This window comes from Streptomyces sp. NPDC019890, from assembly GCF_044903445.1.
GTDB lineage: Bacteria > Actinomycetota > Actinomycetes > Streptomycetales > Streptomycetaceae > Streptomyces.
Window position 1 is genome coordinate 25,008 of sequence record NZ_JBJDQK010000007.1, and the last position, 24,687, is coordinate 49,694.

Sequence of the window (24,687 nt, forward strand, 5' to 3'; positions counted from 1 at the left end):
CTGCCGGTCGGGGCGGGCGGGGCGGCTAAGTTCGCGCCGTTCCATGAGGGCTGCTTCCGGCCGCCCGGAAGGCAGGAGACCGCACAGCTGATGACGGACCGACCCCCTCAGCGCATCCCGAACCGCCAGCTTGCCGCGCTCATCGCAGAAGCCGGATTCTCCAACGCAGGACTTGCGCGCCGAGTGGACCAGCTCGGCCTCGAGCATGGCCTGGATCTGCGCTACGACAAGACGTCCGTGACCCGCTGGCTGCGCGGCCAGCAGCCGCGCGGCACCACTCCCGCGCTGATCGCCGAGGTCTTCACCCGCCGGCTCGGCCGTCGGCTGTCGGCGCAGGACCTGGGTCTGGACGCCTGCGCGCCCGTCTATGCGGGTCTGGAGTTCGCCGCCACGCCCGAGGAGGCCGTGGACATCGTCAGCGGGCTGTGGCGCAAGGATTCCGGCAGCCACGCGGAACTCCGCAAGATCGCCTTCACCCCGGCCGGTCTGGTCGTACCGAGCCGGGACTGGCTGATCGGTCGGCCCGACGAGCGGGTGAGCCGGGGTGACACCGGGATGAACGGGACGACCCGCCTCCCGGTGCAGGGCCGGCCCACCGTCCCCCGGCAGCGCGGCACCGACCGGGGGCCCGGGCAGAAGGTCTCCACCGGTGACATCGCGGCGCTGCGCTCCGTCGGCGAGCTGTTCCGCAGCCTCGACCACGCATACGGCGGTGGGCACGCCCGGCAGGCGCTGGTCCGCTACCTGGAGCACGAGGCCGAGCCGATGCTGCGCGGCACCTACGGAGAGGCCACCGGGCGGCGGCTGTTCGCCGCGACCGCCGATCTGACCCGGCTGGCCGGCTGGACCTCGTACGACATCGCGGCCCACGGGCTTGCCCAGCGCTATTTCGTCCAGGCGCTGCGGCTCGCGCAGGCCGCCGGAGACCGGGCGTACGGCTCCTATGTGCTGGTGACCATGAGCCGGCAGGCGGTCTATCTCGGGCACGGGCGGGAGGCGGTGCAGCTGACCCGCGTCGCGCAGCAGGGGGTCGGCTCGTCGGCGCCGCCGCTGGTGCAGGCGTTGCTGCACGCGGTCGAGGCGCGCGGTCACGGTGTGCTGGCCGATGTGCGCGCGTGCACCGCCGCGCTGGTGAGGGCCGAGCGGGCGCTGGAGACGGCACGGCCGGGGGACGAAGTGCCGCACTGGGCGCGCTTCTTCGACGAGGCGCAGCTCGCGGACGAGTTCGGGCACTGCCACCGGGATCTGCAGCAGTACCGGTCGGCCGTGCAGCACGCGGAGCGCTCGCTCCAGCTGCGCGCGCCGGCGTTCGCGCGCAGCCGGCTCTTCTGCCGGGTGGTACTGGCCTCCGCCCGGCTCGGCCTGGGGGAGTTGGACCAGGCGTGCGCGCTGGGGGCGGAGGCGGCGTTGCAGGCGTCGGAGATGCGGTCGGCGCGGGCGATGGAGTATGTACGGGAATTCGAGCGGCGGTTGGAGCCGTATCGGGATGCGGCGGCGGTGCGGAACTATCGCGACCGGGTCGCTGCGCTGGGCTGAACCCCGGGGGGGCGCCCCCGGATCCCTGGGCCGCAGTCCCGGACGCCCGGGCCCGCGGACTTCGGCGCCTCAGAGGCGCGGCGGGGCTTGTTCGCCTGCCCGCCCTCCCCCAGAGCTTCGCCTGGGTGGGGGTGCCCCCGGCGCAGCCAGAAGTACCCCATCCCGTAACTGGGGCTTCGCCCCAGACCCGCCCCCTATGCCCTGCGGGCGTGGGAGACCCCCAGTACGCCCTTCGGGCGTTGTCCTCAATCGCCGGACGGGCTTGATTTCCGTCGGCGATTGAGGCGCGGGGGCTGGGGCGGAGCCCCAGCAGTTACGCCGCCGCCGACAGCGCGGCCGACCCCGCGGGCCCCGTCTGGACGCCGAAGTCGCGCAGGATCGCATTCGCCGCCCTGCGGCCCGAGAGCAGTGCGCCCTGGACCGTGCTCGTGTCGCGGTGGTCCCCGCACACGTACAGGCCGGACAGCAGCCGCACCGGGCGGCGCACGTCGTGCGGCGGGGGCATCGCGGGGACCGCCTCCGGGTCGTGGTGGACCGCGAGCAGCTCCCAGTCGTCGGTCGGGGTGCCGTACAGCCTGGCCAGCTGCGCGCGGACCGTCCGGTCCAGATACTGCGGCGGAGTCCCGAGCACCGTCGAGGAGATCAGCACCCGGCCCTGCGGCGCGCGCGAGGGGTCGACCTCGCTCATGACTGCCGTGTGCGCGACGGGCCCGCTGTGGTCCGCGTCCAGCACCAGGGCCGGGTCGGTGAGCGGGGCCTCGGGCGCGGTGTGGTGCAGCACCGTGACGGGGTGGAAGGGCGGTACGCGCAGGCCGGGCAGCAGCTCGGCGGCCGCGCGGGCCCCGGTGGCCAGTACGAGGGCCCGGCAGCGGAGTTCGCCGTACTCCTCGGTCGCCACGCGGCTGATCGAGGCGTCCTTGACGCGAATCCCCGTGTGTACGGTGCCCGGCGGCAGCGCGGCCGCCAGCTGCCGGGGCAGGGCCGCGGCGCCGCCCTCCGGTACGCACATCCGGCCGCGGGCGAAGCCGCGCAGGGCCAGGTCCGCGCATCGGCTGGACGTGGTCAGCGCCGGATCGCACAACAGCGAGGAGAGCAGCGGGCGCAGGAAGCCGTGCACCGTACGGGCCGGCAGCCCGCGGGCGCCGAGCGAGTCTCCCGTGGACCGCTCGGGGCGGGCCAGCAGGCGCTCCACCGGGGTGGCGGCGATACGGGCGAGGGATGCGCCGAGCCGGGCCTGGTCGAGCGGCCGGGGGGCGCTCGCGAGGGCGCGCGCTACGGTGAATGCTCCCCCTACGCTCCGGAGGGCGCCGGGGGACCCCCACCGCGCGCTCCCTGGTTCACCGGCCCGCCGGACCACTTCACCGGTCCGCTGGAGCCGGCCCCCGCTGTGCACGAGCACACCGGGCGAGAAGGGCCGCAGGACCACGTCCCCGAGCCCGCCCGTGCGGCGCAGCTCGGGATACGAGGTGTTGAGCAACTGGCCGATGCGGTCGAGCCGGAAGCCGTCGAAGTACTCGGTGGCCATCCGCCCGCCCACCTCAGGGCCGGCCTCCAGAACACTGACCGAGACGCCTGCGCAGGTCAGTTGGTGAGCTGCTGCGAGACCGGCGATTCCGGCCCCGACAATGATGACGTCCGCATCATGAGCGGTGCTGCTGAGCACGTGCCCCTCCCCGAGGTCGGCGCGGCTGGTGGGAGGCTCATGCCCCCGACAGGCCCGAGGAATACCCGAGTTCGGACCGAGACTAGGCAGCGGTGGCCGAACCGGGACTCGCGCATGCGGTGGGGCACCGGTGCGCGGGGGCGCACGTCGGCTTGCCCCGGCTCCGCCCCCCGGACCCTGAAGTGCCGGACGGGCCGGACGGGCCGGACGGGGACCGGCCGGACATCAAGCCCGTCCGGCACCCGAGTACGCAGGCACCGCTATCGCAGCGCCGCGCCGATCGCCTCGTCGATGCGCGGGAACGCGAACGAGAACCCGGACTCCAGCAGCCTCGTCGGCAGCGCCCGCTGGCTGCTCAGCACATCCCCCGCCAGCTCGCCGAGTGCGATCCGCAGCGCCGGGGCCGGCACCGCGAACACCACGGGACGGTGCAGCGCACGGCCCATCGCCTCCGTGACCTCGCGGTTGGTCACCGGGTACGGGGCCGTCAGATTCACCGGCCCCGACAGCGACTCGGTGTCCAGGATGTGGCGCAGGGCCGCCACCTCGTCGTGCAACGAGATGAAGCTCCAGTACTGCCGGCCGCTGCCGAGCCGACCGCCGAGGCCCGCCTTGAAGATCGGGAACATCCGGCCCCATGCCCCGCCCTTGCGGGCCACCACGAGTCCGGTGCGGGCGAAGGCCGTACGGATGCCCGCCTCCTCGGCCGGGGCCGCCGCCTCCTCCCAGTCGACGGTCAACTTTGGCAGAAACCCGTCGCCGGGCGGCGCGCTCTCGTCCACCTCGCGGTCCCCGGTGTCGCCGTAGTAGCCGACCGCGCTTCCGCTGACCAACACCCGGGGCGGTGTGTCCAGGGAGGCGACGGCCTCCGCGATCGCCGCTGTGCCCAGCACCCGGCTGTCCCGGACCTCCTTGCGGTACGCGTCGTTCCAGCGGCGCGCGCCGATCCCCGCCCCGGCGAGATGCACCACGGCCTCGCAGCCCACCAGGCCGCCCACGTCGACGTACTGCCGCTGTGGGTCCCACTCCACCTCGTCCCCGGCCTGTGCGGGGCGGCGCACCAGGCGCACCACCTCGTGCCCGTCCGAGCGCAACGAGCGCACGAGCGCCGAGCCGATGAGTCCCGTGGAACCGGTGACGGCAATACGAGTTGGCTGCATGGCCCCCATCCTGCCCGGACGTCGGCGCATGGCACAGTGGCGCCATGTCCGAGTCGCACATACGCCCCGCACTCCGTACCGACGAGGCAGCCCTCGGCGAGCTCGACCGGGACACCTGGTCGCCGCTGCACTCCGTACAGCCGCGGCCGAAGCCTCCGTACGACCCCTTCTTCGACTCGAACCACCGGCCCGAGCACTTCCTGGTCGCCGAGGACGCCGACGGCACGGTCGTCGGATACATCCGGCTGATCCCGCCAACACCGCTCGCCTGCAACCAGCATGTGCGTCAGATCCAGGGCCTCGCGGTGGCCGGCCCGGCGCGCGGGCGGGGCACCGGCCGGGCGCTGCTGCGGGCGGCGTGCGACGAGGCGCGGCGGCAGGGCGCGGTACGGATGACGCTGCGGGTGCTCGGGCACAACAAGCCCGCGCGTGCGCTGTACGAGTCGGAGGGCTTCGCGGTCGAGGGCGTGCTGCCGGGGGAGTTCTGCCTGGACGGACAGTACGTGGACGACGTCATGATGGGCCGCGGTCTGGGCAGTCTCACCGGCTGAACGGATCGGCCCGGAGCGCTCGGATCACGCCGGTCGGCTTGGCTCACACCGTGCCGAAGCGCTCCCAGAGTTTGGGGAAGCGCTGCGCCAGCGCCGCGTCGTCGTCAAAGTCGAACGGCGTGCCGATCGGCTCGGCCGGCTGCGGCGGGATCCCCAGGTCCGGCGCGACGACCCCGGTGAGCTGTTCGTACGCCTCGTCCGCCGCGTACCCCAGCTCCTCACCGTCCCCGTCGATGTCCTCGTCGAACTCCTCCAGCAGCTCGGCGAGCGAATCAGGCTCGTGCACCCCGCCCTCGAAGATCTCCCGGCCCTGCCCGATCAGCCAGCAGCGGAAGTAGTCGAACGCGTCGTCGCTGGCGCCACCGAGCAGCACGGCTGCCGCGCCCCACAGATCCCAGGTGTACGCGCGGTTGTAGCGGGCCTCGAAGTGCCGGGCGAAGTCCAGCACGGAGTCGGGGTCGAGCTGTAGCAGCCGTTCGACCAGCAGGTCGGCATGGTCCTCGGGGTCACCCTCGGCCGCCTCGCGGGTGCTGTCGACGATCTCCCAGAACTCCGTCTCGTCCATCACGGGACAAGCATCGTGGTTGGCGAGGGGCGGCGCACGTGGAGCCGCCGAAATGCTGACTCTTTCGACAGTCTGACGAATGGCGGACAGGAGATGTCGGGTATCCGTGCGACGGTCGGCGCATGACGACGCAGACACCCACGCATACGCCTCTGACCGGGCAAGTCGCGCTGGTCGCCGGGGCCACTCGGGGCGCGGGCCGCGCCATCGCCCTGGCGCTCGGGGCCGCCGGCGCGACCGTATATGTGACCGGACGCACTACCCGCGAGCGGATCAGCGAGGTCGGCCGGGCGACGGAAACCATCGAGGAGACGGCCGAGCTGGTCGCGGCGGCGGGCGGCGAGGCCGTCGCGGTACCGACGGACCATCTGGAGCCGGACCGGGTGCGCGCGCTGGTCGAGCGGATCGACCGGGACCATGGCCGGCTCGACATCCTGGTGAACGACATTTGGGGCGGCAACCATCTGCTCGACTTCAACACCAAGATGTGGGACATCGAGCTGGACCGCGGGCTGCGGATGATCGACCTCGGCGCGAGAAGCCACATCATCACCAGCAGCATCGCCCTTCCCCTGCTGGTGCGCAGGCCGGGCGGGCTGGTCGTCGAGGTCACGGACGGCACGGCCGAGTCCAACAAGGACTTCCGCGAGAACTTCTATTACGACCTGGCCAAGAACGCCCCGATCCGGATGGCCTTCATCCTGGGTGAGGAACTGAAGAGTGTGGGCGGCACGGCGGTGGCGGTCACGCCCGGGTTCATCCGCTCCGAGGAGATGCTCGACATCTTCGGCCTCACCGAGGAGACCTGGCGCGACGGGATCGACAAGCAGCGGCACTGGGCGCTCTCCGAGTCGCCGGTCTATGTCGGCCGGGGGGTGGCGGCGCTCGCCGCGGACCCGGATCGGGCGCGCTGGAACGGACGGTCGCTGCACAGCGGGCAGCTGGCGAAGGTATACGGCTTCACGGACACGGACGGGAGCCGGCCGGACGTCTGGGGTTTCATGGCGGAGGAGGCGGCGGGCGCGGATCCGTCCCTGGAGGACTACCGGTAGGGCCCGCCGGGCCGATGGCCCCGACTGCCGGTGGCGCCCACTGCGGAGAGCGCCGGCTACCGGAAGTGCCGGCCGCCGGGAGCGCCGGCTGCCGGGAGCGTCGACTGTCCCGGCGCCGGCTACCGGTAGAGCTGGGCCGCCCGCTGCGCCGACTCGGCGAACAGCGCACGCAGCTCCGGTGGCTCGAGCACCTCGAGATGAGGGCCCAGCGCGAACAGCTGCCCGTACGCCACCTCATGGGACTCCACCGGCAGCCTGAGCGTCACCCGGCCCTGCACGTCCGGCTCTTCCGCGGCCGCCAGCGCCTCACGGGCCGCCACGCGGTCCGTGACGTACGGCAGTCGCCGCGCGCCCTCCTCGGTGACCCGGACCACCACCTCGGCGCGGAGGATGGAGCGCGCGAACTGGGCCGCGCGCTCCGCCCAGAAGCCGGGCAGATCGAAGTCCTCGTCCCGTACGAAGAGTTGTCCGTTCCCGTCCACCGCCGTGAACCGGTCGATGCGGTACACCCGGAAGGTCCCGTCCGCGCGGGCGCACAGGTACCAGACGCCCGCCTTGAGCACGAGCCCGTACGGCTCCAACTCCCGCTCCACCTCGGCGTCCCGACGCCGGTAGCGGGTCCTGATGCGGCGGTCGTCCCACACCGCCTCGGCGACCGCGGGCAGCAACTGCGGTGTCTCGGGCTCCTGGTACCAGCCGGGGGCGTCGAGATGGAAGCGCTGCGCCGCGCTCTGCGGGGCGTCCTTGAGCGAGGGAACCAGCGCCGCGGACACCTTCAGACGGGCCGCGGACGCCGCGTCGTGAAGGCCCATCTCCCGCAGTGCGCCCGGGAGCCCGGACAGGAACAGGGCCTCGGCCTCACTGCGGCCGAGGCCGGTCAGCCGGGTGCGGTACCCGCCGACCAGCCGGTAGCCGCCGGCCCGGCCCCGGTCGGCGTAGACCGGGACGCCGGCCTCCGACAGCGCGAGGGCGTCCCGGGTGACGGTTCGCTCCGACACCTCGAGCTCACGTGCCAGCTCGGCCCCGGTCATCGAGGGCCTTGCCTGGAGGAGCAGAACCATCTTGATCAGCCGGGCAGCGCGCATGACCCCATGATGGCGGAGATCAGCCGAGCGGCTCCTGGAGCTCGGTCACCCACTTCTCGAGGTCCGCCGGGCACTCCAGGGTGACCTCCCTGGCGTACCCGGCCGAGCGGTGGTCGCCCGCGTCGATCCAGCGGGCCAGGGCCTGGGCGGTCGGTACGACCGCGGCCATCGGGCCGCGATGCACGATGGTCGCGGCCCGTTCGACGGCGGGCAGGTCGACGATCTCGAAGTCCTGGCCGGGCCGCGGTGCGGCCGCGACCGTGACTCCCGCGTGCACCAGGATCGCGCCGTCGCCCTCGGGCGCGTCCTCGTAGTACGCGATGCCGGGGCCCGTCGGGGTGACGCCCGCCGCCTCCAGACGCCGGAACAGCTCGTCGTACAGCGGACTGATGACCGGGCCGATGTGCTCGGGCTCGTAACCCGCAGCGGTGGCGGTCAGTTCGGCCACCCGTACCGCGGGGATGCTCTTGATGATGACGTCTTCGGTGGGCATGTGACCCTCGCTCTCGATCGACCGGAGCCTCGCCTCGACCTGGGACAGCCGCGCGGCCGCCTCGGTCATCGCCGTCTCCAGCTCCGCCCGCCGCAGCGAAAGCATCCCGCGCAGCTCCTCCGTGCTCACCTTTCCCTCCAGGATCTCCTGCACCTGTTGCAGCGTGAAGCCGAGATCCTTGAGAGCGATGATGCGGTTGAGCTGGGCGAGCTGGCCCGCCGCGTAATAGCGGTAGCCGCTGGAGGGATCGGTGCGGTCCGGACGCAGCAGCCCGACCGCGTCGTAGTGACGCAGCATGCGGGCCGACACCCGGCCGTGCCTGGCGAAGTCTCCGATGGTGAACATGACGCCTCCCACTGCACGGCTTCACACGGTGTCAGTGTCAAGGATCACCGACGACGAACCCCCGGCGCCGTCGGGCCGCCGGGGGTTCGCCATTCGTGCAACTTTGTACAACTTCGTACAACAGGGCCTTACAGGCCGTAGCGCTCGCGCGCCTCCTTCACGGCCGAGGCCGGGACCTCGCCGCGCCGGGCCAGCTGGGCCAGCGCCGCGACCGTGATCGACTGAGCGTCGACGCCGAAGTGGCGACGGGCCGCCTCGCGGGTGTCGGAGAGCCCGAAGCCGTCCGTGCCGAGCGAGGAGTAGTCCTGCTCGACCCACTGGCTGATCTGGTCGGGCACCTGGCGCATCCAGTCGGACACGGCCAGGACCGGGCCGGGTGCGCCCTCCAGCGCCTGGGTGACGTACGGAGTGCGCTGCTCGCCGCGGAGCAGGGCCTCGTCGCACTCCAGCGCGTCGCGGCGCAGCTCGCCCCAGGAGGTCGCGGACCAGACGTCGGCCGCAACCCCCCAGTCCGCGCCGAGCAGTTCCTGCGCCTCAAGGGCCCAGTGGATCGCGGTGCCGGAGGCCAGGAGCTGGAGCCGCGGGGAGTCGGCGGCAGGGGCGACGCCCTCCTTGAAGCGGTACAGACCGCGCAGGATGCCCTCCTCGACGCCTTCCGGCATGGCGGGCTGCGGCTTCGGCTCGTTGTAGACGGTCAGGTAGTAGAAGACGTTCTCGGCCTCGGGGCCGTACATCCTGCGCAGACCGTCCTTGACGATGACGGAGATCTCGTACGCGAACGCCGGGTCGTAGTTGAGCGACGCCGGGTTCGTGGACGCGATCAGGTGCGAGTGGCCGTCCGCGTGCTGCAGCCCCTCGCCGGTCAGGGTCGTACGACCGGCCGTCGCCCCGACGATGAAGCCCTTGCCGAGCTGGTCGGCGAGCTGCCACATCTGGTCGGCGGTGCGCTGCCAGCCGAACATCGAGTAGAAGATGTAGAAGGGGATCATCGGCTCGCCGTGCGTCGCGTACGACGTCGAGGCGGCGATGAAGTCGGCCATGGCCCCGGCCTCGGTGATCCCCTCGTTGAGGATCTGGCCGTCCTTGGCCTCCTTGTAGTACATCAGCTGGTCGCGGTCGACCGGCTCGTACGTCTGGCCCAGCGGCGAGTAGATGCCCGCCGACGGGAACAGCGACTCCATGCCGAAGGTGCGGGCCTCGTCCGGGACGATCGGGACCCAGCGCCGGCCGGTCTCCTTGTCCCGCATGAGGTCCTTCACCAGGCGTACGAACGCCATGGTGGTCGCCATCTCCTGCTTGCCGGAGCCCTTTTCGAGCGCCTTGAAGCCACGCTCCTCCGGCGTGGGCAGTGCCACCGCGTGCACCCGGCGGGCCGGGGCGGGCCCGCCGAGGGCCGCGCGGCGCTCGGTGAGGTAGCGGACCTCGGGGGAGTCGGCGCCGGGGTGGCCGTAGGGCACCTGGCCGTCGGCGAAGGCGCTGTCCGCGATCGGGAGCCCGAGCAGGTCACGCATGCCCTTGAACTCGTCGATCGTCAGCTTCTTCATCTGGTGGTTGGCGTTCTTGGACTCGAAGCCCTTGCCGAGCGTGTAGCCCTTGACCGTCTGCGCGAGGATCACGGTCGGCGCGCCCTTGTGCTCGACGGCCGCCCGGTACGCCGCGTACACCTTGCGGGCCTCGTGGCCGCCGCGGGAGGTGTAGAAGCACTCGGCGATCTTCGCGTCGCTCAGCAGCTTCGACAGCACGACGAGCGCGGGCTCGGCGCCGAAGAAGTGCTCGCGGATGTACGCGACGTCCCTGGTCGCGTACGTCTGGAACTGTGCGTCCGGGACCTCACGCAGGCGGCGGACCAGCGCTCCGGTGACGTCCAGCTGGAACAGCTCGTCCCAGGCGGAGCCCCAGAGCGATTTGACGACATTCCAGCCTGCGCCGCGGAACTGGGCCTCCAGCTCCTGCACGATCTTGAAGTTGGCGCGCACCGGGCCGTCGAGGCGCTGCAGATTGCAGTTGATGACGAAGGTCAGGTTGTCGAGCCGCTCACGGGAGGCAAGGGCGAGGGCGGCGGTCGACTCGGGCTCGTCCATCTCGCCGTCGCCGAGGAAGGCCCAGACGTGCGAGTTCGCGGTGTCCTTGATGCCTCGGTTGTGCAGGTAGCGGTTGAAGCGCGCCTGGTAGATCGCGGAGAGCGGGCCGAGGCCCATGGAGACGGTGGGGAACTCCCACAGCCAGGGCAGTCGGCGCGGGTGCGGGTAGGACGGGAGCCCGTTGCCGCCGGCCTCCTGCCGGAAGTTGTCGAGGTGCGCCTCGGTGAGGCGGCCGTCGAGGAAGGCGCGGGCGTAGATGCCGGGGGAGGCGTGGCCCTGGATGTAGAGCTGGTCGCCGGAGCCGTCGCCCTCCTTACCGCGGAAGAAGTGGTTGAAGCCGGTCTCGTAGAGCCAGGCGGCAGAGGCGAAGGTGGCGATATGGCCGCCGACGCTGTGCTTGGAGCCACGGGTGACCATCGCGGCCGCGTTCCAGCGGTTCCACGCGGTGATACGGGCCTCCATCGCCTCGTCGCCGTCGAAGGCGGGCTCGGCGGTGGTGGGGATGGTGTTGACGTAGTCCGTCTCCAGCAGCCGGGGCACGGGAACGCCGGCCGCCTCGGCGTGCTGGAGGGTGCGGCGCATGAGGTACGCGGCGCGGTGCGTGCCGGCGTGCTTGGTGACGGCGTCGAGGGACGCCGCCCACTCGGCGGTTTCCTCGGCGTCGCGGTCCGGGAGCTGGTCGAGCTCGCTCGGAAGCTTGCGTACGCGTACGGGGTCGGGCATGGTCGCCGCCTTCCGGACTGGAGGGGGGTGGAGATAGGGGGTGCCTTGTCTGGCAGGACAGGGCGGCGGGTCGGTGGACCCGGTGTCGACTGTAAGTCCCTGATCGATGATCGATCAAAGCTTGGCGGGAAATTGGCATCCAGTGCCGCGAAATGGGGCACAGGGTGCCGTGTTCAAACGGTGCGTATGGGGCTTTTTGCCTGGGGGTGAGCCCCCAGGCCTCGCGGGTCGGCTTCGCGGCGCGGGCTGCGAGGCCGGGCGCCCTGGACCCCTGTGCGCCGGCTTCGGGGCTCCGCCCCTGGACCCCGGACGCCCTTCGGGCGTGTCCTCAATCGCCGGACGGGCTTGACTGTTCGGCCCGAACTTCAGGCTCGGCCAGGAATATCAAGCCCCTCCGGCGATTGAGGCGTGGGGGTCCCCCCACGCCCGCAGGGCGTAGGGGGAGGGTTCGGGGCGGAGCCCCGACAAGGGCGGGCCCCGGTCAGGCGCGCGGCGCGCAGCCCAGGACGTGGGCCTTGACCAGCGCGCCGATTTCCGGGTCCCGGCGGCGGAACGCCTCGACCAGCGCCTCGTGCTCCTCCGCGTACGACTTCTGCACCGTCCCCAGCCAGCGGATCGACAACGCCGTGAACACCTCGATCCCCAGCCCCTCCCAGGTGTGCAGCAGCACCCCGTTCCTGGCCGCGCGCACCAGCTCACGGTGGAAGGCGACCGTGTGCCGGACCTGTGCGGCCGAGTCCGCGGCCGCGTCCGCCGCGTACAGCGCCGCCACATGCGGCTCCAGCGCGGAGCAGTCCTCGGCCAGCCGCCCCGCCGCCAGCTCCGCCGCGATCTGCTCCAGGCCGGCCCGTACGGGGTAGCTCTCCTCCAGATCCGCCGCGGTCAGATTCCGTACCCGTACGCCCTTGTTGGGCGCGGACTCGATCAGCCGCAGGCTCTCCAGCTCCCGCAGCGCCTCGCGCACGGGCGTCTGGGAGACCTGCAGTTCGGTCGCGATCCGCCGCTCGACGATCCGCTCGCCGGGCTTCCAGCGGCCGCTGACGATCCCCTCCACGATGTGCTCGCGGATCTGTTCGCGCAGCGAGTGGACGATGGGCGGGGTCATGAGGGCTCCCGGGGAGGACAGCGCGGACACAGGGGCCATTATTGCCGCCGCTCGTCGACCCTGAGGTCGCGTGGCGGCTCGACGCACTACTGGGCATGCTCGGCACGGCTGTTGGGCCACCGCCGAAAGCGCCGGAGAGGGGCTCGCGTACGCGTGTGGCCCCCGCCCGGACGACCGGACGGGGGCCACACGCACTGCTGGTGAGCCTTACAGGCCGAGCTCGACCTCGAACTCGCCCGCCTCCAGGATCGCCTTGACAGCCGTCAGGTAGCGGGCCGCGTCGGCGCCGTCGACCAGACGGTGGTCGTAGGAGAGCGCGACGTACGTCATGTCGCGGATGCCGATGACCGTGCCCTCGGCGGTCTCGATGACCGCCGGGCGCTTGACGGTGGCACCGATGCCCAGGATGGCGACCTGGTTCGGCGGCACGATGATCGTGTCGAACAGCGCACCGCGCGAACCGGTGTTGCTGATGGTGAAGGTCGCACCCGCCAGGTCGTCCGGGGTGATCTTGCTGGCGCGCACGGCGCCCGCGAGCTCCGCGGTCTTCTTGGAGATACCGGCCAGGTTGAGGTCACCCGCACCCTTGATGACCGGGGTCATCAGGCCCTTCTCGGAGTCCACGGCGATGCCGATGTTCTCCGTGTCGAAGTAGGTGATCGTGCCCTCGTCCTCGTTGATCCGGGCGTTGATGACCGGGTGGGCCTTCAGCGCCTGGGCAGCGGCCTTGACGAAGAACGGCATCGGGGACAGCTTGACGCCCTCACGGGCGGCGAAGGCGTCCTTGGCCTGGTTGCGCAGCCTCATCACCTTGGTGATGTCGACCTCGACGACCGAGGTCAGCTGGGCCTGGGTGTGCAGCGCCTTCATCATGTTGTCGCCGATGACCTTGCGCATGCGGGTCATCTTCACGGTCTGACCGCGCAGCGGGGACAGCTCGAGAGCCGGGGCCTTCGCAGCGGCCGGAGCAGCGGCGGCGGCCGGGGCCTGCGCAGCGGCCTTCGCGGCCTCGGCGGCAGCGATGACGTCCTGCTTGCGGATACGGCCACCGACGCCGGTGCCCTTGACCGTGGACAGGTTCACGCCGTTCTCGGCAGCGAGCTTACGGACCAGAGGGGTCACGTACGCGTCGCTCGCCTCACCCGCGGCGGGCGCGGCCGGAGCAGCCGGAGCCGGGATGACGGGGGCCGGAGCGGCAGCCGGAGCGGGGGCGGGAGCCACCGGAGCCGGAGCAGCGGGCGCGGCCGGGGCGGGCGCCGGGGCCGCAGGGGCAGCCGGCGCCGGAGTGGCCGGAGCAGCGGCCTGGGCCGGAGCCGGAGCCGGGGCGGCGGGCGCGGGAGCTGCGGCCGGAGCGGCACCCGCGGCGCCGATCACGGCCAGCTTGGCGCCGACCTCCGCGGTCTCGTCCTCGCCGACCGTGATCTCGAGCAGCACGCCGGAGGCGGGCGCCGGGATCTCGGTGTCGACCTTGTCCGTGGAGACCTCGAGCAGCGGCTCGTCGGCCTCGACGCTGTCGCCGACCTGCTTGAGCCAGCGGGTGACGGTGCCCTCGGTGACGCTCTCGCCGAGCGCCGGGAGGACGACGTCCGTGCCGGTGGCGCCACCCGCGGGGGCAGCGGCCGGGGCCGGAGCCGCGGGAGTCTCGGCGGCCGGAGCCGAAGCGGCGGGAACCTCGGCCACCACGGTCTCGGCCTCGGCCGGAGCCGGGGCCGCGGCCGGGGCGCCGCTGCCGTCGTCGATGATCGCCAGCTCGGCGCCGACCTCGACGGTCTCGTCCTCAGCGACCTTGATGGAGGCGAGGACGCCCGAGGCGGGGGCCGGGATCTCGGTGTCGACCTTGTCGGTCGAGACCTCGAGCAACGGCTCGTCGGCCTCGACACGCTCCCCCTCGGCCTTCAGCCAGCGGGTGACGGTGCCCTCGGTGACGCTCTCGCCGAGCGCCGGAAGGGTTACGGAAACCGACATGGTTTCTGTTGCTCCTAACGGATGGGGTCTCCCCAGCTCGCGCGGAGCGCCGAGCGAGGGGACGTGCGGAAGTGTCGTCGCGCCCGAGGGCTCAGTCGTGGGAGTGCAGGGGCTTGCCCGCGAGAGCCAGGTGGGCCTCGCCGAGCGCCTCGCTCTGCGTCGGGTGCGCGTGGATGAGCTGCGCGACCTCGGCCGGCAGAGCCTCCCAGTTGTAGATCAGCTGAGCTTCGCCGACCTGCTCGCCCATACGGTCACCGACCATGTGGACGCCGACCACGGCACCGTCCTTGACCTGGACGAGCTTGATCTCGCCCGCGGTCTTCAGGATCTTGCTCTTGCCATTGCCCGCGAGGTTGTACTTGAGGGCGACGACCTTGTCCGCGCCGTAGACCTCCTTGGCCTTGGCCTCGGTGATGCCCACGGAGGCGACCTCGGGGTGGCAGTACGTCACCCGGGGCACACCGTCGTAGTCGATCGGAACGGTCTTCAGACCGGCCAGCCGCTCTGCCACCAGGATGCCCTCGGCGAAGCCGACGTGCGCGAGCTGGAGAGTGGGGACGAGGTCTCCGACCGCGGAGATCGTGGGGACATTCGTCTGCATGTACTCGTCGACCAGGACAAAGCCGCGGTCCATCGCGACGCCCTGCTCCTCGTAGCCGAGTCCGGCGGAGACCGGGCCGCGGCCGACCGCCACCAGCAGCACCTCGGCCTCGAAGGTCTTGCCGTCCGCGAGGGTGACGCGCACGCCGTCCGCGGTGTACTCGGCCTTCTCGAAGAAGGTGCCCAGGTTGAACTTGATGCCGCGCTTGCGGAACGCGCGCTCAAGAAGCTTCGAGCTGTTCTCGTCCTCGACCGGGACCAGGTGCTTCAGGCCCTCGATGACGGTGACGTCGGAGCCGAAGGACTTCCACGCGGAGGCGAACTCGACGCCGATGACGCCGCCGCCCAGCACGATCGCGGACTGCGGGACGCGGTCCAGGACCAGCGCGTGGTCGGAGGAGATGATGCGGTTACCGTCGATCTCCAGGCCCGGCAGCGACTTCGGTACGGAGCCGGTGGCGAGGAGGACGTGGCGGCCCTGGACGCGCTGGCCGTTGACGTCGACGGAAGTGGGGGAGGACAGCCGGCCCTCACCCTCGATGTACGTCACCTTGCGGGAGGCGATCAGACCCTGCAGGCCCTTGTACAGCCCGGTGATCACCTCGTCCTTGTACTTGTGGACGGCCGGGACGTCGATGCCCTCGAAGGTGGCCTTGACGCCGAACTGCTCACTCTCACGGGCCTGGTCGGCGATCTCGCCGGCATGCAGCAGGGCCTTGGTGGGGATGCAGCCACGGTGCAGGCAGGTGCCGCCGACCTTGTCCTTCTCGATCAGGGCGACGTCCAGGCCCAGCTGGGCTCCGCGCAGTGCCGCGGCGTAACCGCCGCTACCACCGCCGAGGATCACTAGGTCGAAAACGGTGCTGGCGTCGTTCGCCACGTCACGTCCTCCATGCATGTGCGCCGGTCGCCGGCCTTCGATGACCGGGCGGCGGCTGGTGTTCGGCCGCTGTTTCTTCGGCCCTGTGGTGGGGGCCCTGTCCTGCCGAGAACCCATCTTCGCACTTGTTGACGGAAGGCGGGACGCGGGGCCGGGGCTTGAGATAGTGACCTTGAGCTCTTCTGGGGGTTACCCCCGCGTAGGGGGCGCCTGCGGCGGCCCTCCTCCCCTGGGTAGGAGGCCCGCCGCAGGCGTACGCCCCGAGGCCTGTCTTTCGGATCTTGCCGGGTGCGCGTGCCCTGGCACGCGCATCTGCTGCGTTGTCGTCAGTCGCCGACGCTCCGCGTGGGCTTCTTCCTCCGCCTTGCATCTGCACGCAGCAGACCCCGCTCACTGATCCGGCCTGATCCGAAAGGCAGGCCCTAACCCAGGTCGCCGTCAGCCGTGCGTTCGGCGAGCTTCACCAGCGTGCGGATCGCCGAGCCGGTGCCGCCCTTCGGCGTGTAGCCGAACGGCGCGCCCTCGTGGAAGGCCGGGCCCGCGATGTCCAGGTGCGCCCAGGTGATGCCGTCGCCCACGAACTCCTTCAGGAACAGACCGGCCACCAGGCCGCCGCCCATCCGCTCTCCCATGTTGGCGATGTCGGCGGTCGGGGAGTCCATGCCCTTGCGCAGTTCGCTCGGCAGCGGCATCGGCCAGGACTGCTCGCCGACCTCCTCCGCGATCTCGTGCACGGAGGTACGGAAGGCGTCGTCGTTCGACATGATGCCGAAGGTGCGGCTGCCCAGCGCCATCACCATCGCGCCGGTCAGCGTCGCCACGTCGACGATCGCGTCCGGGTTTTCCTCGGAGGCCTTGGTGAGCGCGTCAGCCAGTACCAGACGGCCCTCGGCGTCGGTGTTGAGCACCTCGACCGTCTTGCCGCTGTACATGCGCAGCACGTCGCCGGGGCGGGTGGCGGAGCCCGACGGCATGTTCTCGGCGAGCGCGAGCCAGCCGGTGACATTGACCGCGATGCCCAGGCGGGCGGCCGCGACGACGGCGGCGAACACCGCGGCGGCGCCGCTCATGTCGCACTTCATCGTCTCGTTGTGGCCGGCCGGCTTGAGCGAGATGCCGCCCGAGTCGTAGGTGATGCCCTTGCCGACCAGGGCGAGTGTCTTGGCCGCCTTGGAGTGGGTGTAGCTGAGCTTCACCAGGCGCGGCGGGTTCTGCGAGCCCTGGCCGACGCCGAGGATGCCGCCGAAGCCGCCCTTGAGGAGCGCCTTCTCGTCCAGGACCTGCACCTTGATGCCGTTCTCCTTGCCGGCGGCGGTGGCCACGGCGGCGAAGGCCTCGGGGGTGAGGTCGTTCGGCGGGGTGTTGACCAGGTCGCGGGCGCGGTTGATCTCCTCGGTCAGCGCGATCGCGCGCTCGGCCGCGGCCTTGTACGCCTTGTCGCGCGGCTTCGCGCCGAGCAGAGCGACCTCGGCGAGCGGCAGCTTGGCGCCGTTGCCGTTTCTGGTGTTCTTCGCGTCCTTCTCGACGCCGCGGTAGGCGTTGAAGGCGTATGCGCCGAGCAGCGCGCCCTCGGCGATGGCCTCCGCGTCCTCCGAGGCCTCGATGGGCAGGGCGAAGGCAGCCTTCTTCGTGCCGGTCAGCGCACGGGCCGCGGAGCCGGCGGCACGGCGCAGCGACTCGGCCGGGTACGCCTCGTCCTTCTCCGGGACCGGACCGAGGCCGACCGCGATGACGACCGGGACCTTGAGGCCGGAGGGGGCGGGGAGCTTGGTCACCTCGCCCTCGGCACCCGTGGCGCCGAGGGTGTCCAGCACAGAGGCGAGCTTTCCGTCGAACGCCTTGTCCACGGCCTCGGCGCCCGGCGCGACGACCGGGCCCTTGGCGCCCTTCGCGACGCCGACGACGAGGGCGTCGGCGCGGAGCGTCGCTGCGCCGGCGGTGCTGAGAGTGAGAGCAGTCACGGTGGTGAAATCTCGCTTCCGTTGAGTCCAGGCCGTAGAGGGGGGTGGTGGGGACGGATCGACATCCCGCGCCGGACAAGAGCCTACGCTCGGTCACCTGGCCCGCCCACGGCGGCGGTAAATCACTCGTACGTGACGTCTCGCTGGCGCCGTTCATCCGCGCGGGCAAGGCGGTCTTCCATGTCGAGTACGAGCTGAAGACCGGGGGGTTCTGTCCCTTGGCCCTCGGCTGAAGCTCAGCTCGATGCTGGCGAAGTACGAGCTGGGGTGTGGCGCAGGCCCTGCTAGCCGTCCTGGCGGGCGAGGACGAAGCAGGTCACGACCCGCAGGTCGGCATCGTCCCAGTTGCCCTCGACCGGCCATGTCGACCAGAAATGCCCGGGTTCCACGGACTCTCTGATCCAGGCGTCCGGCGCCGACCGGTAGGCGCGGTCGCACTTGTCGGATGCTTGCCGGTGCGCCGCTTCCTCGCCGGGATAGGCGCCGCCGGAGCCGAGCCGGGCGGAGGCATAGATCCGGGCGTCGTGCGGATTCGTGCAGGGAACCACAGCGACCAGCCGCTCACTCGCGATGCCCGTGTTGAAGTCGATGCACTGACCGGGCTTGGTCTGATGGATGTACTTCACCGTCTTGCCCGCATCGAGGGTCTGCTCCGAGGACGCGGGCAGGACCGGGTTCGACGCGCCGTAGCCGGTGAGCGTGAGTTCGGAGCGGATCGCGGTCACGTCGGCGAGGGCGCTGTCCTTTGCCTTCAGCAGGCGCGAGAGATCGGCCGTCGCGTGGCTGATCCGGCCCTTGCCGTCCACTGTCAGGGTGAAGCCGACGCTTGAGGGCGCATCGAGGCCGTAGCGCAGTTCGTCCCTGATGTCGTCGGGGAAAAGGAGCCTGCCGGCCTCGTCGGGTGACAGCGATCCCGTGTAACTGCGGCCGCCGCCGGAGGCATTGCTCGCCTTCACGCCCTGAACCATCGAGAGGGAATCCAGCAGCGTTCCGCCGATGGGTGCCTCGACTCCGCGCAGGCTGGTGATCGAGTCGCCCGCCCTGTACGGCTCGGCGACGCCGTGTGCGTACCGCAGCCAGTACGCCGAGCGGCCCGAGCGGTAGCGGGTGTGCGTCGTGTCGACGGCGAGCCGCGCGGTCGGGTGCCCCCGGCGCTCTCCCAGGGTGGTGCCGAGCATGGTGTCCTGGGCCGCGGCGGGAAAGCCCTTCGGCATCGTCCACGCGCGCGTGCCGTCTCCCCGGTGGCCCTTGAAGTCGAGACGGCCTCTGGTCGTCAGGACCGCGTCGCCCTTCTTCGAGGCGTACGTCATCGTCTGGGTGAATGCGGCGCTGCCCGCGCCCTTGGTCTGGCCGACCGCCAAGTACGGCTGGGCGGTGAGCGGCTGGGAGAACACCGGGTGCGGGGACGCCTTCGGCTTCTTGTCCGAGGACCCGCCCGAGCAGGCGGTGAGCAGCAGCAGTGGCGCTGCAATGGCTGCGACGAGGGGGAAGTGGCGTCTGATCATGACGGTTCGACCTGTGAAGATCGCCCACGGTTGCCCGCCCAGAGGTCACGGAACGATCAAACCCGGCCGAGTGCCAGGGCGATCAGCGCAGCCGTCGCCGCCGTCTCGGCCAGCGCGCCGAACACGTCGCCGGTCACGCCGCCGAACCGGCGTACACAGTGGCGCAGCAGGAGTTGGGCCGCACCCAGGCCGGCCCCCACAGCCAGCGCGTGCTGCGCCGTCGCGTATCCGCCGAGCAGTGCGCCCGCCCCCGCGCAGCCCGCGGTGACCAGGGCGGCGACGGCGAGAGCGGTGCGTACGGGAACGGTCTCCGCGACCGCCGCGCCCAGGCCCTCCGGGCGGGCCGCCGGGACGCCGGTGCGCGAGGCGAGAGTGAGGGCGAGGCGCGCGGTCACGCCCGAGACCACCGCGCCCAGCGCGCCGTACGCCCAGCCCCGGCCGTACAGCTCGGCCACCGCCGCGACCTGGGCGAGCAGTACGAACAGCAGGGTGATGACCCCGAACGGACCGATGTCCGACTGCTTCATGATCCGCAGCGCTTCCTCCGCCGGTTTGCCGCTGCCGAGCCCGTCGGCGGTGTCGGCGAGGCCGTCCAGATGCAGGCCCCGGGTGAGGGCGGCGGGGACGGCGACGGTGGCGACCGCGGCGAGCAGCGGGCCCGCGCCCAGCAGCGCCGGTACACCGCCGGCGGCCGCCGCCAGCAGGCCGACGACCAGGCCGGCGAGCGGCGCGCTGAGCATTCCGGCGCGTGCCGCGTCCCGGTCCCAGCGCTTCACACGGACGGGGAGCACGGTCAGGGTGCCGAAGGCGAAACGTATGCCGGTCAGTGGGAGCACCGGCGAAGGGTAGCCCGGCCCGACTGACGGTAAATTGCGCATAACGCGCGAATCGGGAGCGGGTGGCATGGGTCACTGGTTTTACCGCAACATCATCGAGCCGGGGAAGCTCCCGATGCTGCTCGCGCTGGCCTCCTTCGTACTCACCTTCCTGATCACCCGTATGGTCACGCGGCTGATCAGGGCGGGCAGGGGGCCGTTCAAGAACGTCACGCCCGGCGGCATGCACATCCACCATGTGGTCCCCGGCGTCTTCCTCATCGTCATCGGCGGCTTCGGTGCGGTCGGCAGCAGCCGGTACGGTCCCGCGGCGGCGGTCTGCGCGATCATCTTCGGCATGGGTGCCGGCCTCGTCCTCGACGAGTTCGCGCTGATCCTCCATCTCGACGACGTCTACTGGACCGAGCAGGGACGTCAGAGCGTGGAGGTGGTGGTCCTCGCCGCGGCCCTGGCGCTGCTGGTGCTCAGCGGCTTCTCGCCGCTCGGCGTCAATGAGGTGAGCCCCGGCGAGCGCCAGGACCGCACCTCGCTGATCCTCACAGTGGCGGTCAACTTCCTTCTGGTGCTCATCACGATGTTCAAGGGCAAGCCACGGATGGCCCTGATCAGCGTTCTGGTGCCGTTCGTGGCGATCGTCGGGGCCGTCCGGCTGGCCAGGCCCGGCTCGCTCTGGGCCCGCCGCTTCTACCGCAACCGGCCCAAGGCCCGCGCCAAGTCGGGGCTGCGCTCCTTCCACCACGACCGGCGCTGGAACCGGCCCCGGCGCAAGTTTCAGGACCTTATCGGCGGCGCACCCGACCGGCCCGACGTGCCCGACCGGCCTGAGGTACCTGGGCCTGACGCGCCGCCCGACCGGCCGGATGCACCCGGGCGTGACGTACCCGGGCCTGATGCACCCGGGCGTGACGTACCCGGGCCCGACGCGCCCGACCGACCTGACGCGCCCGGGCCGGACGCGCCGCCCGACCGGCCCGCCTCGCGCGACGGCTGACGCCGGTGCCGCAGGCGCCGCCGGCGGCGCAGCGTCGAGAGCCCGATCACCACCATCACCGCGGCGATCGCCGCCAGATGCTCCTTGCCCGCCAGATTGTTCTTCACCAGCACCTCGACGATCATCGACGCGATCACGAGAGACATCGTGAGCCGGGCCCGGTAGCGCCAGCAGACGAAGACCGCGAGGCCGACGACCGCCGCCGAGGGGCCGGTGTCGACGATCAGGGCGTCCGACGCGGGCAGCCCGAAGACGCCGTCCGGGCCGAGCGAGATGCCGATCCGCGCGCACGTCGTACCGGCCAGCGTCGACGCGTACGCGATCACCAGCGTCCGGTACCGGCCCAGAGCGATCTCGGCGATGCCGAACACCAGCAGGATCTGCGCCAGCGCGCCCCACACCGGCAGATCCAGCGCCGGTACGAACAGCGAGAGCGGGGTGCGCAGCAGGGCGACCCAGAGCGGGTCCTCGGCCTTCACGAAGCCGATGCCGCGGACCGGGCCGAAACCCCAGGACTGGTTCTGGATCAGCTGGAAGAGCGCCGTGAGACAGACCGCCCCGAGCGTCATCGGAAGGGCCCGCCACTTCTTGGTGACGAGCGCCTTCCGCAGGGTCGCGTACAGCGGACCCCACTCGCGGCGCGCGAACGCCCCCACCCTGTTCAACGCTTGGTCTCCAGGTGCCTGCGGTGCAGCCACTTGGGCAGACCGGGCGCCTCCAGGAAACCCTCGGCGCGGCCCGCGGCGACGCCGATGCGCAGCAGGTCGGCGCTCTTCTCGAAGAGCATGAAACGCGGCTCCCAGATCGGTCGGTACTTGGCGTTGGCCCGGTAGAGGGACTCGATCTGCCACCAGCGGGAGAAGAAGCTGAGGAGTGAGCGCCACAGCCGCAGCACCGGACCGGCGCCGAGCTTCGAGCCACGTTCGAAGACCGATCTGAACATCGCGAAGTTCAATGAGACCTGAGTGATCCCGATCTCTTTCGCGCGTTGCAGGAGTTCGATGACCATGAACTCCATGAGGCCGTTCTCGGAGTCACGGTCACGCCGCATCAGGTCGAGCGAGAGTCCCTTGGGACCCCAGGGCACAAAGCTCAGCACCGCCCGCAACTCGCCCTGGCCGTCGGTGCATTCGAGCATCACGCAGCGGCCGTCACCGGGGTCTCCGAGCCGCCCGAGTGCCATCGAGAAGCCGCGCTCGGTGGCTCCGTCGCGCCAGTCGTCGGCCCGTGCCAGCAGGACGTCCATCTCCTGGGGCGGGATCTCCTCGTGGCGGCGGATCCGTACCTCGTAGCCGGCCCGCTTGACCCGGTTGTAGGCCTGGCGCACGGTCCGCATCGCGCGCCCGTCGAGGGTGAAGTCGTCCGTCTCGACGATCGCCTCGTCCCCGAGCTCCAGCGCGTCCAGGCCGTGGCGCGCATAGATCGTGCCGGCCTCCTCGCTCGCCCCCATCACGGCCGGGATCCAGCCGTGTTCGCGGGCCTCCGCGAGCCACGGGTCGATCGCGCCGGGCCAGGCCTCCGGGTCGCCGAGCGGATCGCCGGAGGCGAGCGAGACTCCGCCCACCACCCGGTAGGTGACCGCGGCCTTCCCGGTGGGGGACCACACGACGCTCTTCTCGCGGCGCAGCGCGAAGTAGCCGAGCGAGTCGCGGTCGCCGTGGCGCTGGAGCAGGACGCGCAGTCTCTCCTCGTCGTCCTCGGTGAGCGGGTCGACCGCGCGGCGGGAACGGAAGGCCGCGTACAGCACGGCGAGCAGCAGCAGCGTGGACAGGACGTTGATGGTGACGTTGACCCAGCCGGGCGTGCTGATCCCGGCGAAGCCGGAGTCGTCGGCGGCGAGCGACACCAGCCGCATCACGCCGTAGCGCCAGCGCTCCAGGAAGGTGGACCGGCCGGCCGAGGTGTTGGTGACGGTGACGAGTATGGCCGCGAGCAGCGAGGTCAGCAGCAGCCCGCCGATCCCGACGGCCGCGGCCAGCTTGGGGTTGGCGCGGTCGCCCTTGGCGTAGAACTCCCGCCGCCCGAGCAGCAGCGCGAGCACGAAGGCGGCGGTCAGGACGAGCGAGATCCAGTTCTGCGCGTGCTCCCTGATGGCCGGGTCGACGGCGAGCGCCAGGACGAAGAGCAGCAGAAAGAGCCCGGCCAGTACGGAGTTGAGGATCCAGGCGGCCCGCTTGCGGCGGCGCATGGTGATGGCCAGGAAGAGCGTGAAGACCCCGGAGGCGAAGCCCGCCGTCAGCAGATACGGCGTGAAGAAGTCATCGATGTTGTGCCGCCGGAGATCCTGCCCGAAAGAGACCCATACGGCGCTCAGGAGGTTGATGAACGCCACCGCGCGCAGGTACCAGACGGCGAATGCCGCGCTGCGTCGTGAGCGGACGGTGCTTCGGCTCGTACCCCGGCCGGCCTCTTCGCTGGACAAACGGACCTCTCCCATGAAACGCGATGATATGGGGCATCTCGCGTCATGATGGGCGAGGTGCGGCGGCCTGTGGCGGCCGCACCCACGCGTCAGTCCGTGTCGCCCTCCACCGGCTTCACCGGCTCGGTACGCTCCGGCAGTTCGGCCGCGAGCGCGGCCGAAGCCTGCACGAGGGGGAGCGCGAGCAATGCCCCGGTTCCTTCGCCCACAGTGACGCCGTGATCGAGCAGGGGGTTGAGTGCCATCCGGTCCAGGGCCTTGGCCTGCGCCGGTTCGCCGCTCAGCTGGCCCGCCAGCCACCAGTCCGGTGCCCGGAACGCCGCACGCTGCCCCACCAGGGCACACGCCGCCGAGACCACCCCGTCGAGGATCACCGGCATCCGGCGTACGGCGCTCTGCAGCAGGAAGCCCGTCGTCGCGGCCAGATCAGCGCCGCCCACCGTCGCGAGCAGCTCCAGCTGATCGCCGAGCACCGGCCGGGCCCGCCGCAGCGCGTCACGGATCGCCGCGCACTTGCGCATCCAGGCCAGATCGTCGATGCCCGCGCCGCCGCGGCCGGTGACCACGGAGGCGTCCGTGCCGCACAGCGCGGCGATCAGGGCCGAGGCCGGTGTGGTGCCGCCGACGCTCAGATCGCCGAGCACCACCAGATCGGTGCCGGAGTCGGCCTCCTCGTCGGCGACGGCCATGCCCAGGCGTACGGCTGCCTCGGCCTCCTCCACGGTCAGCGCGTCCTCGACGTCGATACGTCCGCTGCCGCGCCGCACCCGGCGGCGTACGACATCCTCGGGCAGCAGCTCGGGGTCGCAGTCCAGAGAGGCGTCGACGATCCGCACCGGTACGCCCATCCGGCGGGCCAGTACGGCGACGGGGCTCGCGCCCTCCAGCGTGGCGCGCACCAGCTCGTGCGCGGAACCGGACTCCCGGCCGGAGACGCCCAGTTCGGCCACTCCGTGATCACCGGCGAACAGCACCACCCGCGGCTGCTCGATCGCCTTGACCGGTACGGAGGCCTGCGCGGCGGAGAGCCACTCGCCCAGCTCGTCCAGCCGGCCGAGGGAACCGGGCGGGACGATCAGCCGCTCCCGGCGTTCCTCGGCGTCACGCCGCATGCCGCTGTCGGGGCGCTCGATCAGATCGGAGAAGTCGTCGAGATTCAGCCTGCTCA

The 24,687-nt window shown here is 71.5% G+C and carries 18 protein-coding genes and 2 pseudogenes; 5 read left to right on the plus strand and 15 right to left on the minus strand.

Annotated features, from left to right (window positions below):
* The first annotated feature begins 90 nt into the window (after positions 1-90).
* Complete coding sequence (locus tag ACI2LP_RS20090; RefSeq protein WP_404725848.1) at positions 91-1,536, plus strand: regulator; 1,446 nt, start codon at positions 91-93, stop codon at positions 1,534-1,536.
* 313 nt (positions 1,537-1,849) lie between these two features.
* On the opposite strand, the gene ACI2LP_RS20095 is transcribed toward ACI2LP_RS20090, so the two are convergent.
* Both ACI2LP_RS20095 and ACI2LP_RS20100 read right to left on the minus strand, forming a co-directional pair.
* Entirely contained in the window at positions 1,850-3,199 is a 1,350-nt protein-coding gene (locus tag ACI2LP_RS20095; RefSeq protein ID WP_404725849.1) for an NAD(P)/FAD-dependent oxidoreductase, read from the minus strand.
* A 260-nt stretch (positions 3,200-3,459) separates the two neighbouring features.
* Positions 3,460-4,359, minus strand: coding sequence for a TIGR01777 family oxidoreductase (locus ACI2LP_RS20100; RefSeq protein WP_404725850.1), 900 nt, complete (start codon positions 4,357-4,359; stop codon positions 3,460-3,462).
* A 44-nt stretch (positions 4,360-4,403) separates the two neighbouring features.
* Here ACI2LP_RS20100 and ACI2LP_RS20105 point away from each other — a divergent pair, with 44 nt between their 5' ends.
* A complete protein-coding gene (locus ACI2LP_RS20105) occupies positions 4,404-4,910 on the plus strand; it encodes a GNAT family N-acetyltransferase (protein WP_404725851.1) in 507 nt (168 codons plus the stop codon).
* Positions 4,911-4,953: 43 nt separating this feature from the next.
* On the opposite strand, the gene ACI2LP_RS20110 is transcribed toward ACI2LP_RS20105, so the two are convergent.
* Positions 4,954-5,475, minus strand: coding sequence for a DUF4240 domain-containing protein (locus ACI2LP_RS20110; RefSeq protein WP_404726207.1), 522 nt, complete (start codon positions 5,473-5,475; stop codon positions 4,954-4,956).
* 122 nt (positions 5,476-5,597) lie between these two features.
* Here ACI2LP_RS20110 and ACI2LP_RS20115 point away from each other — a divergent pair, with 122 nt between their 5' ends.
* Complete coding sequence (locus ACI2LP_RS20115) at positions 5,598-6,527, plus strand: SDR family oxidoreductase (RefSeq protein ID WP_404725852.1); 930 nt, start codon at positions 5,598-5,600, stop codon at positions 6,525-6,527.
* A gap of 119 nt (positions 6,528-6,646) precedes the next feature.
* Here ACI2LP_RS20115 and ACI2LP_RS20120 read toward each other — a convergent pair whose 3' ends face one another.
* The 7 genes from ACI2LP_RS20120 to ACI2LP_RS20150 form a co-directional block, all read right to left on the minus strand.
* Complete coding sequence (locus ACI2LP_RS20120) at positions 6,647-7,612, minus strand: helix-turn-helix transcriptional regulator (protein WP_404725853.1); 966 nt, start codon at positions 7,610-7,612, stop codon at positions 6,647-6,649.
* Positions 7,613-7,631: 19 nt separating this feature from the next.
* The gene (locus tag ACI2LP_RS20125) at positions 7,632-8,450 is read right to left on the minus strand and encodes a MerR family transcriptional regulator (protein ID WP_404725854.1); all 819 of its coding nucleotides are present in this window, start codon (positions 8,448-8,450) and stop codon (positions 7,632-7,634) included.
* A 128-nt stretch (positions 8,451-8,578) separates the two neighbouring features.
* Positions 8,579-11,254, minus strand: coding sequence for a pyruvate dehydrogenase (acetyl-transferring), homodimeric type (aceE, locus tag ACI2LP_RS20130; protein ID WP_404725855.1), 2,676 nt, complete (start codon positions 11,252-11,254; stop codon positions 8,579-8,581).
* A gap of 481 nt (positions 11,255-11,735) precedes the next feature.
* The gene (locus ACI2LP_RS20135) at positions 11,736-12,359 is read right to left on the minus strand and encodes a GntR family transcriptional regulator (protein ID WP_404725856.1); all 624 of its coding nucleotides are present in this window, start codon (positions 12,357-12,359) and stop codon (positions 11,736-11,738) included.
* Positions 12,360-12,566: 207 nt separating this feature from the next.
* On the minus strand, positions 12,567-14,324 hold the full coding sequence (sucB, locus tag ACI2LP_RS20140) for a 2-oxoglutarate dehydrogenase, E2 component, dihydrolipoamide succinyltransferase (RefSeq protein WP_404725857.1): 1,758 nt from the start codon (positions 14,322-14,324) through the stop codon (positions 12,567-12,569).
* A gap of 91 nt (positions 14,325-14,415) precedes the next feature.
* Positions 14,416-15,804, minus strand: coding sequence for a dihydrolipoyl dehydrogenase (gene lpdA, locus ACI2LP_RS20145; protein WP_360866506.1), 1,389 nt, complete (start codon positions 15,802-15,804; stop codon positions 14,416-14,418).
* 422 nt (positions 15,805-16,226) lie between these two features.
* A complete protein-coding gene (locus tag ACI2LP_RS20150; protein ID WP_404725858.1) occupies positions 16,227-17,765 on the minus strand; it encodes a leucyl aminopeptidase in 1,539 nt (512 codons plus the stop codon).
* Between the two features lie 143 nt (positions 17,766-17,908).
* On the opposite strand from ACI2LP_RS20150, the pseudogene ACI2LP_RS20155 reads away from it, so the two are divergent.
* Positions 17,909-18,053, plus strand: a pseudogene (locus tag ACI2LP_RS20155) (endo alpha-1,4 polygalactosaminidase); the annotation flags it as partial.
* Here the strand turns inward: ACI2LP_RS20155 and ACI2LP_RS20160 are convergent.
* Together ACI2LP_RS20160 and ACI2LP_RS20165 are read right to left on the minus strand one after the other, a co-directional pair.
* Complete coding sequence (locus ACI2LP_RS20160; protein WP_404725859.1) at positions 18,050-19,270, minus strand: hypothetical protein; 1,221 nt, start codon at positions 19,268-19,270, stop codon at positions 18,050-18,052. The pseudogene ACI2LP_RS20155 and the gene ACI2LP_RS20160 sit on opposite strands and share 4 nt — an antisense overlap.
* 56 nt (positions 19,271-19,326) lie before the next feature.
* Positions 19,327-20,148, minus strand: coding sequence for an adenosylcobinamide-GDP ribazoletransferase (locus ACI2LP_RS20165; protein ID WP_404725860.1), 822 nt, complete (start codon positions 20,146-20,148; stop codon positions 19,327-19,329).
* Between the two features lie 25 nt (positions 20,149-20,173).
* Here ACI2LP_RS20165 and ACI2LP_RS20170 point away from each other — a divergent pair.
* A pseudogene (locus ACI2LP_RS20170) lies at positions 20,174-20,920 on the plus strand (hypothetical protein); the annotation flags it as partial.
* Here the strand turns inward: ACI2LP_RS20170 and ACI2LP_RS20175 are convergent.
* From ACI2LP_RS20175 to cobT, 3 genes are all read right to left on the minus strand, one after another.
* On the minus strand, positions 20,878-21,762 hold the full coding sequence (locus tag ACI2LP_RS20175) for a hypothetical protein (protein ID WP_404725861.1): 885 nt from the start codon (positions 21,760-21,762) through the stop codon (positions 20,878-20,880). The pseudogene ACI2LP_RS20170 and the gene ACI2LP_RS20175 overlap by 43 nt on opposite strands.
* The gene (locus tag ACI2LP_RS20180; RefSeq protein WP_404725862.1) at positions 21,759-23,534 is read right to left on the minus strand and encodes a phosphatidylglycerol lysyltransferase domain-containing protein; all 1,776 of its coding nucleotides are present in this window, start codon (positions 23,532-23,534) and stop codon (positions 21,759-21,761) included. Before ACI2LP_RS20180 ends, ACI2LP_RS20175 begins: the two co-directional genes overlap by 4 nt.
* Positions 23,535-23,608: 74 nt before the next feature.
* Positions 23,609-24,679 (minus strand): nicotinate-nucleotide--dimethylbenzimidazole phosphoribosyltransferase, encoded by a 1,071-nt coding sequence (gene cobT, locus ACI2LP_RS20185; protein WP_404726208.1) that lies wholly within the window; start codon positions 24,677-24,679, stop codon positions 23,609-23,611.
* Positions 24,680-24,687: the final 8 nt, after the last annotated feature.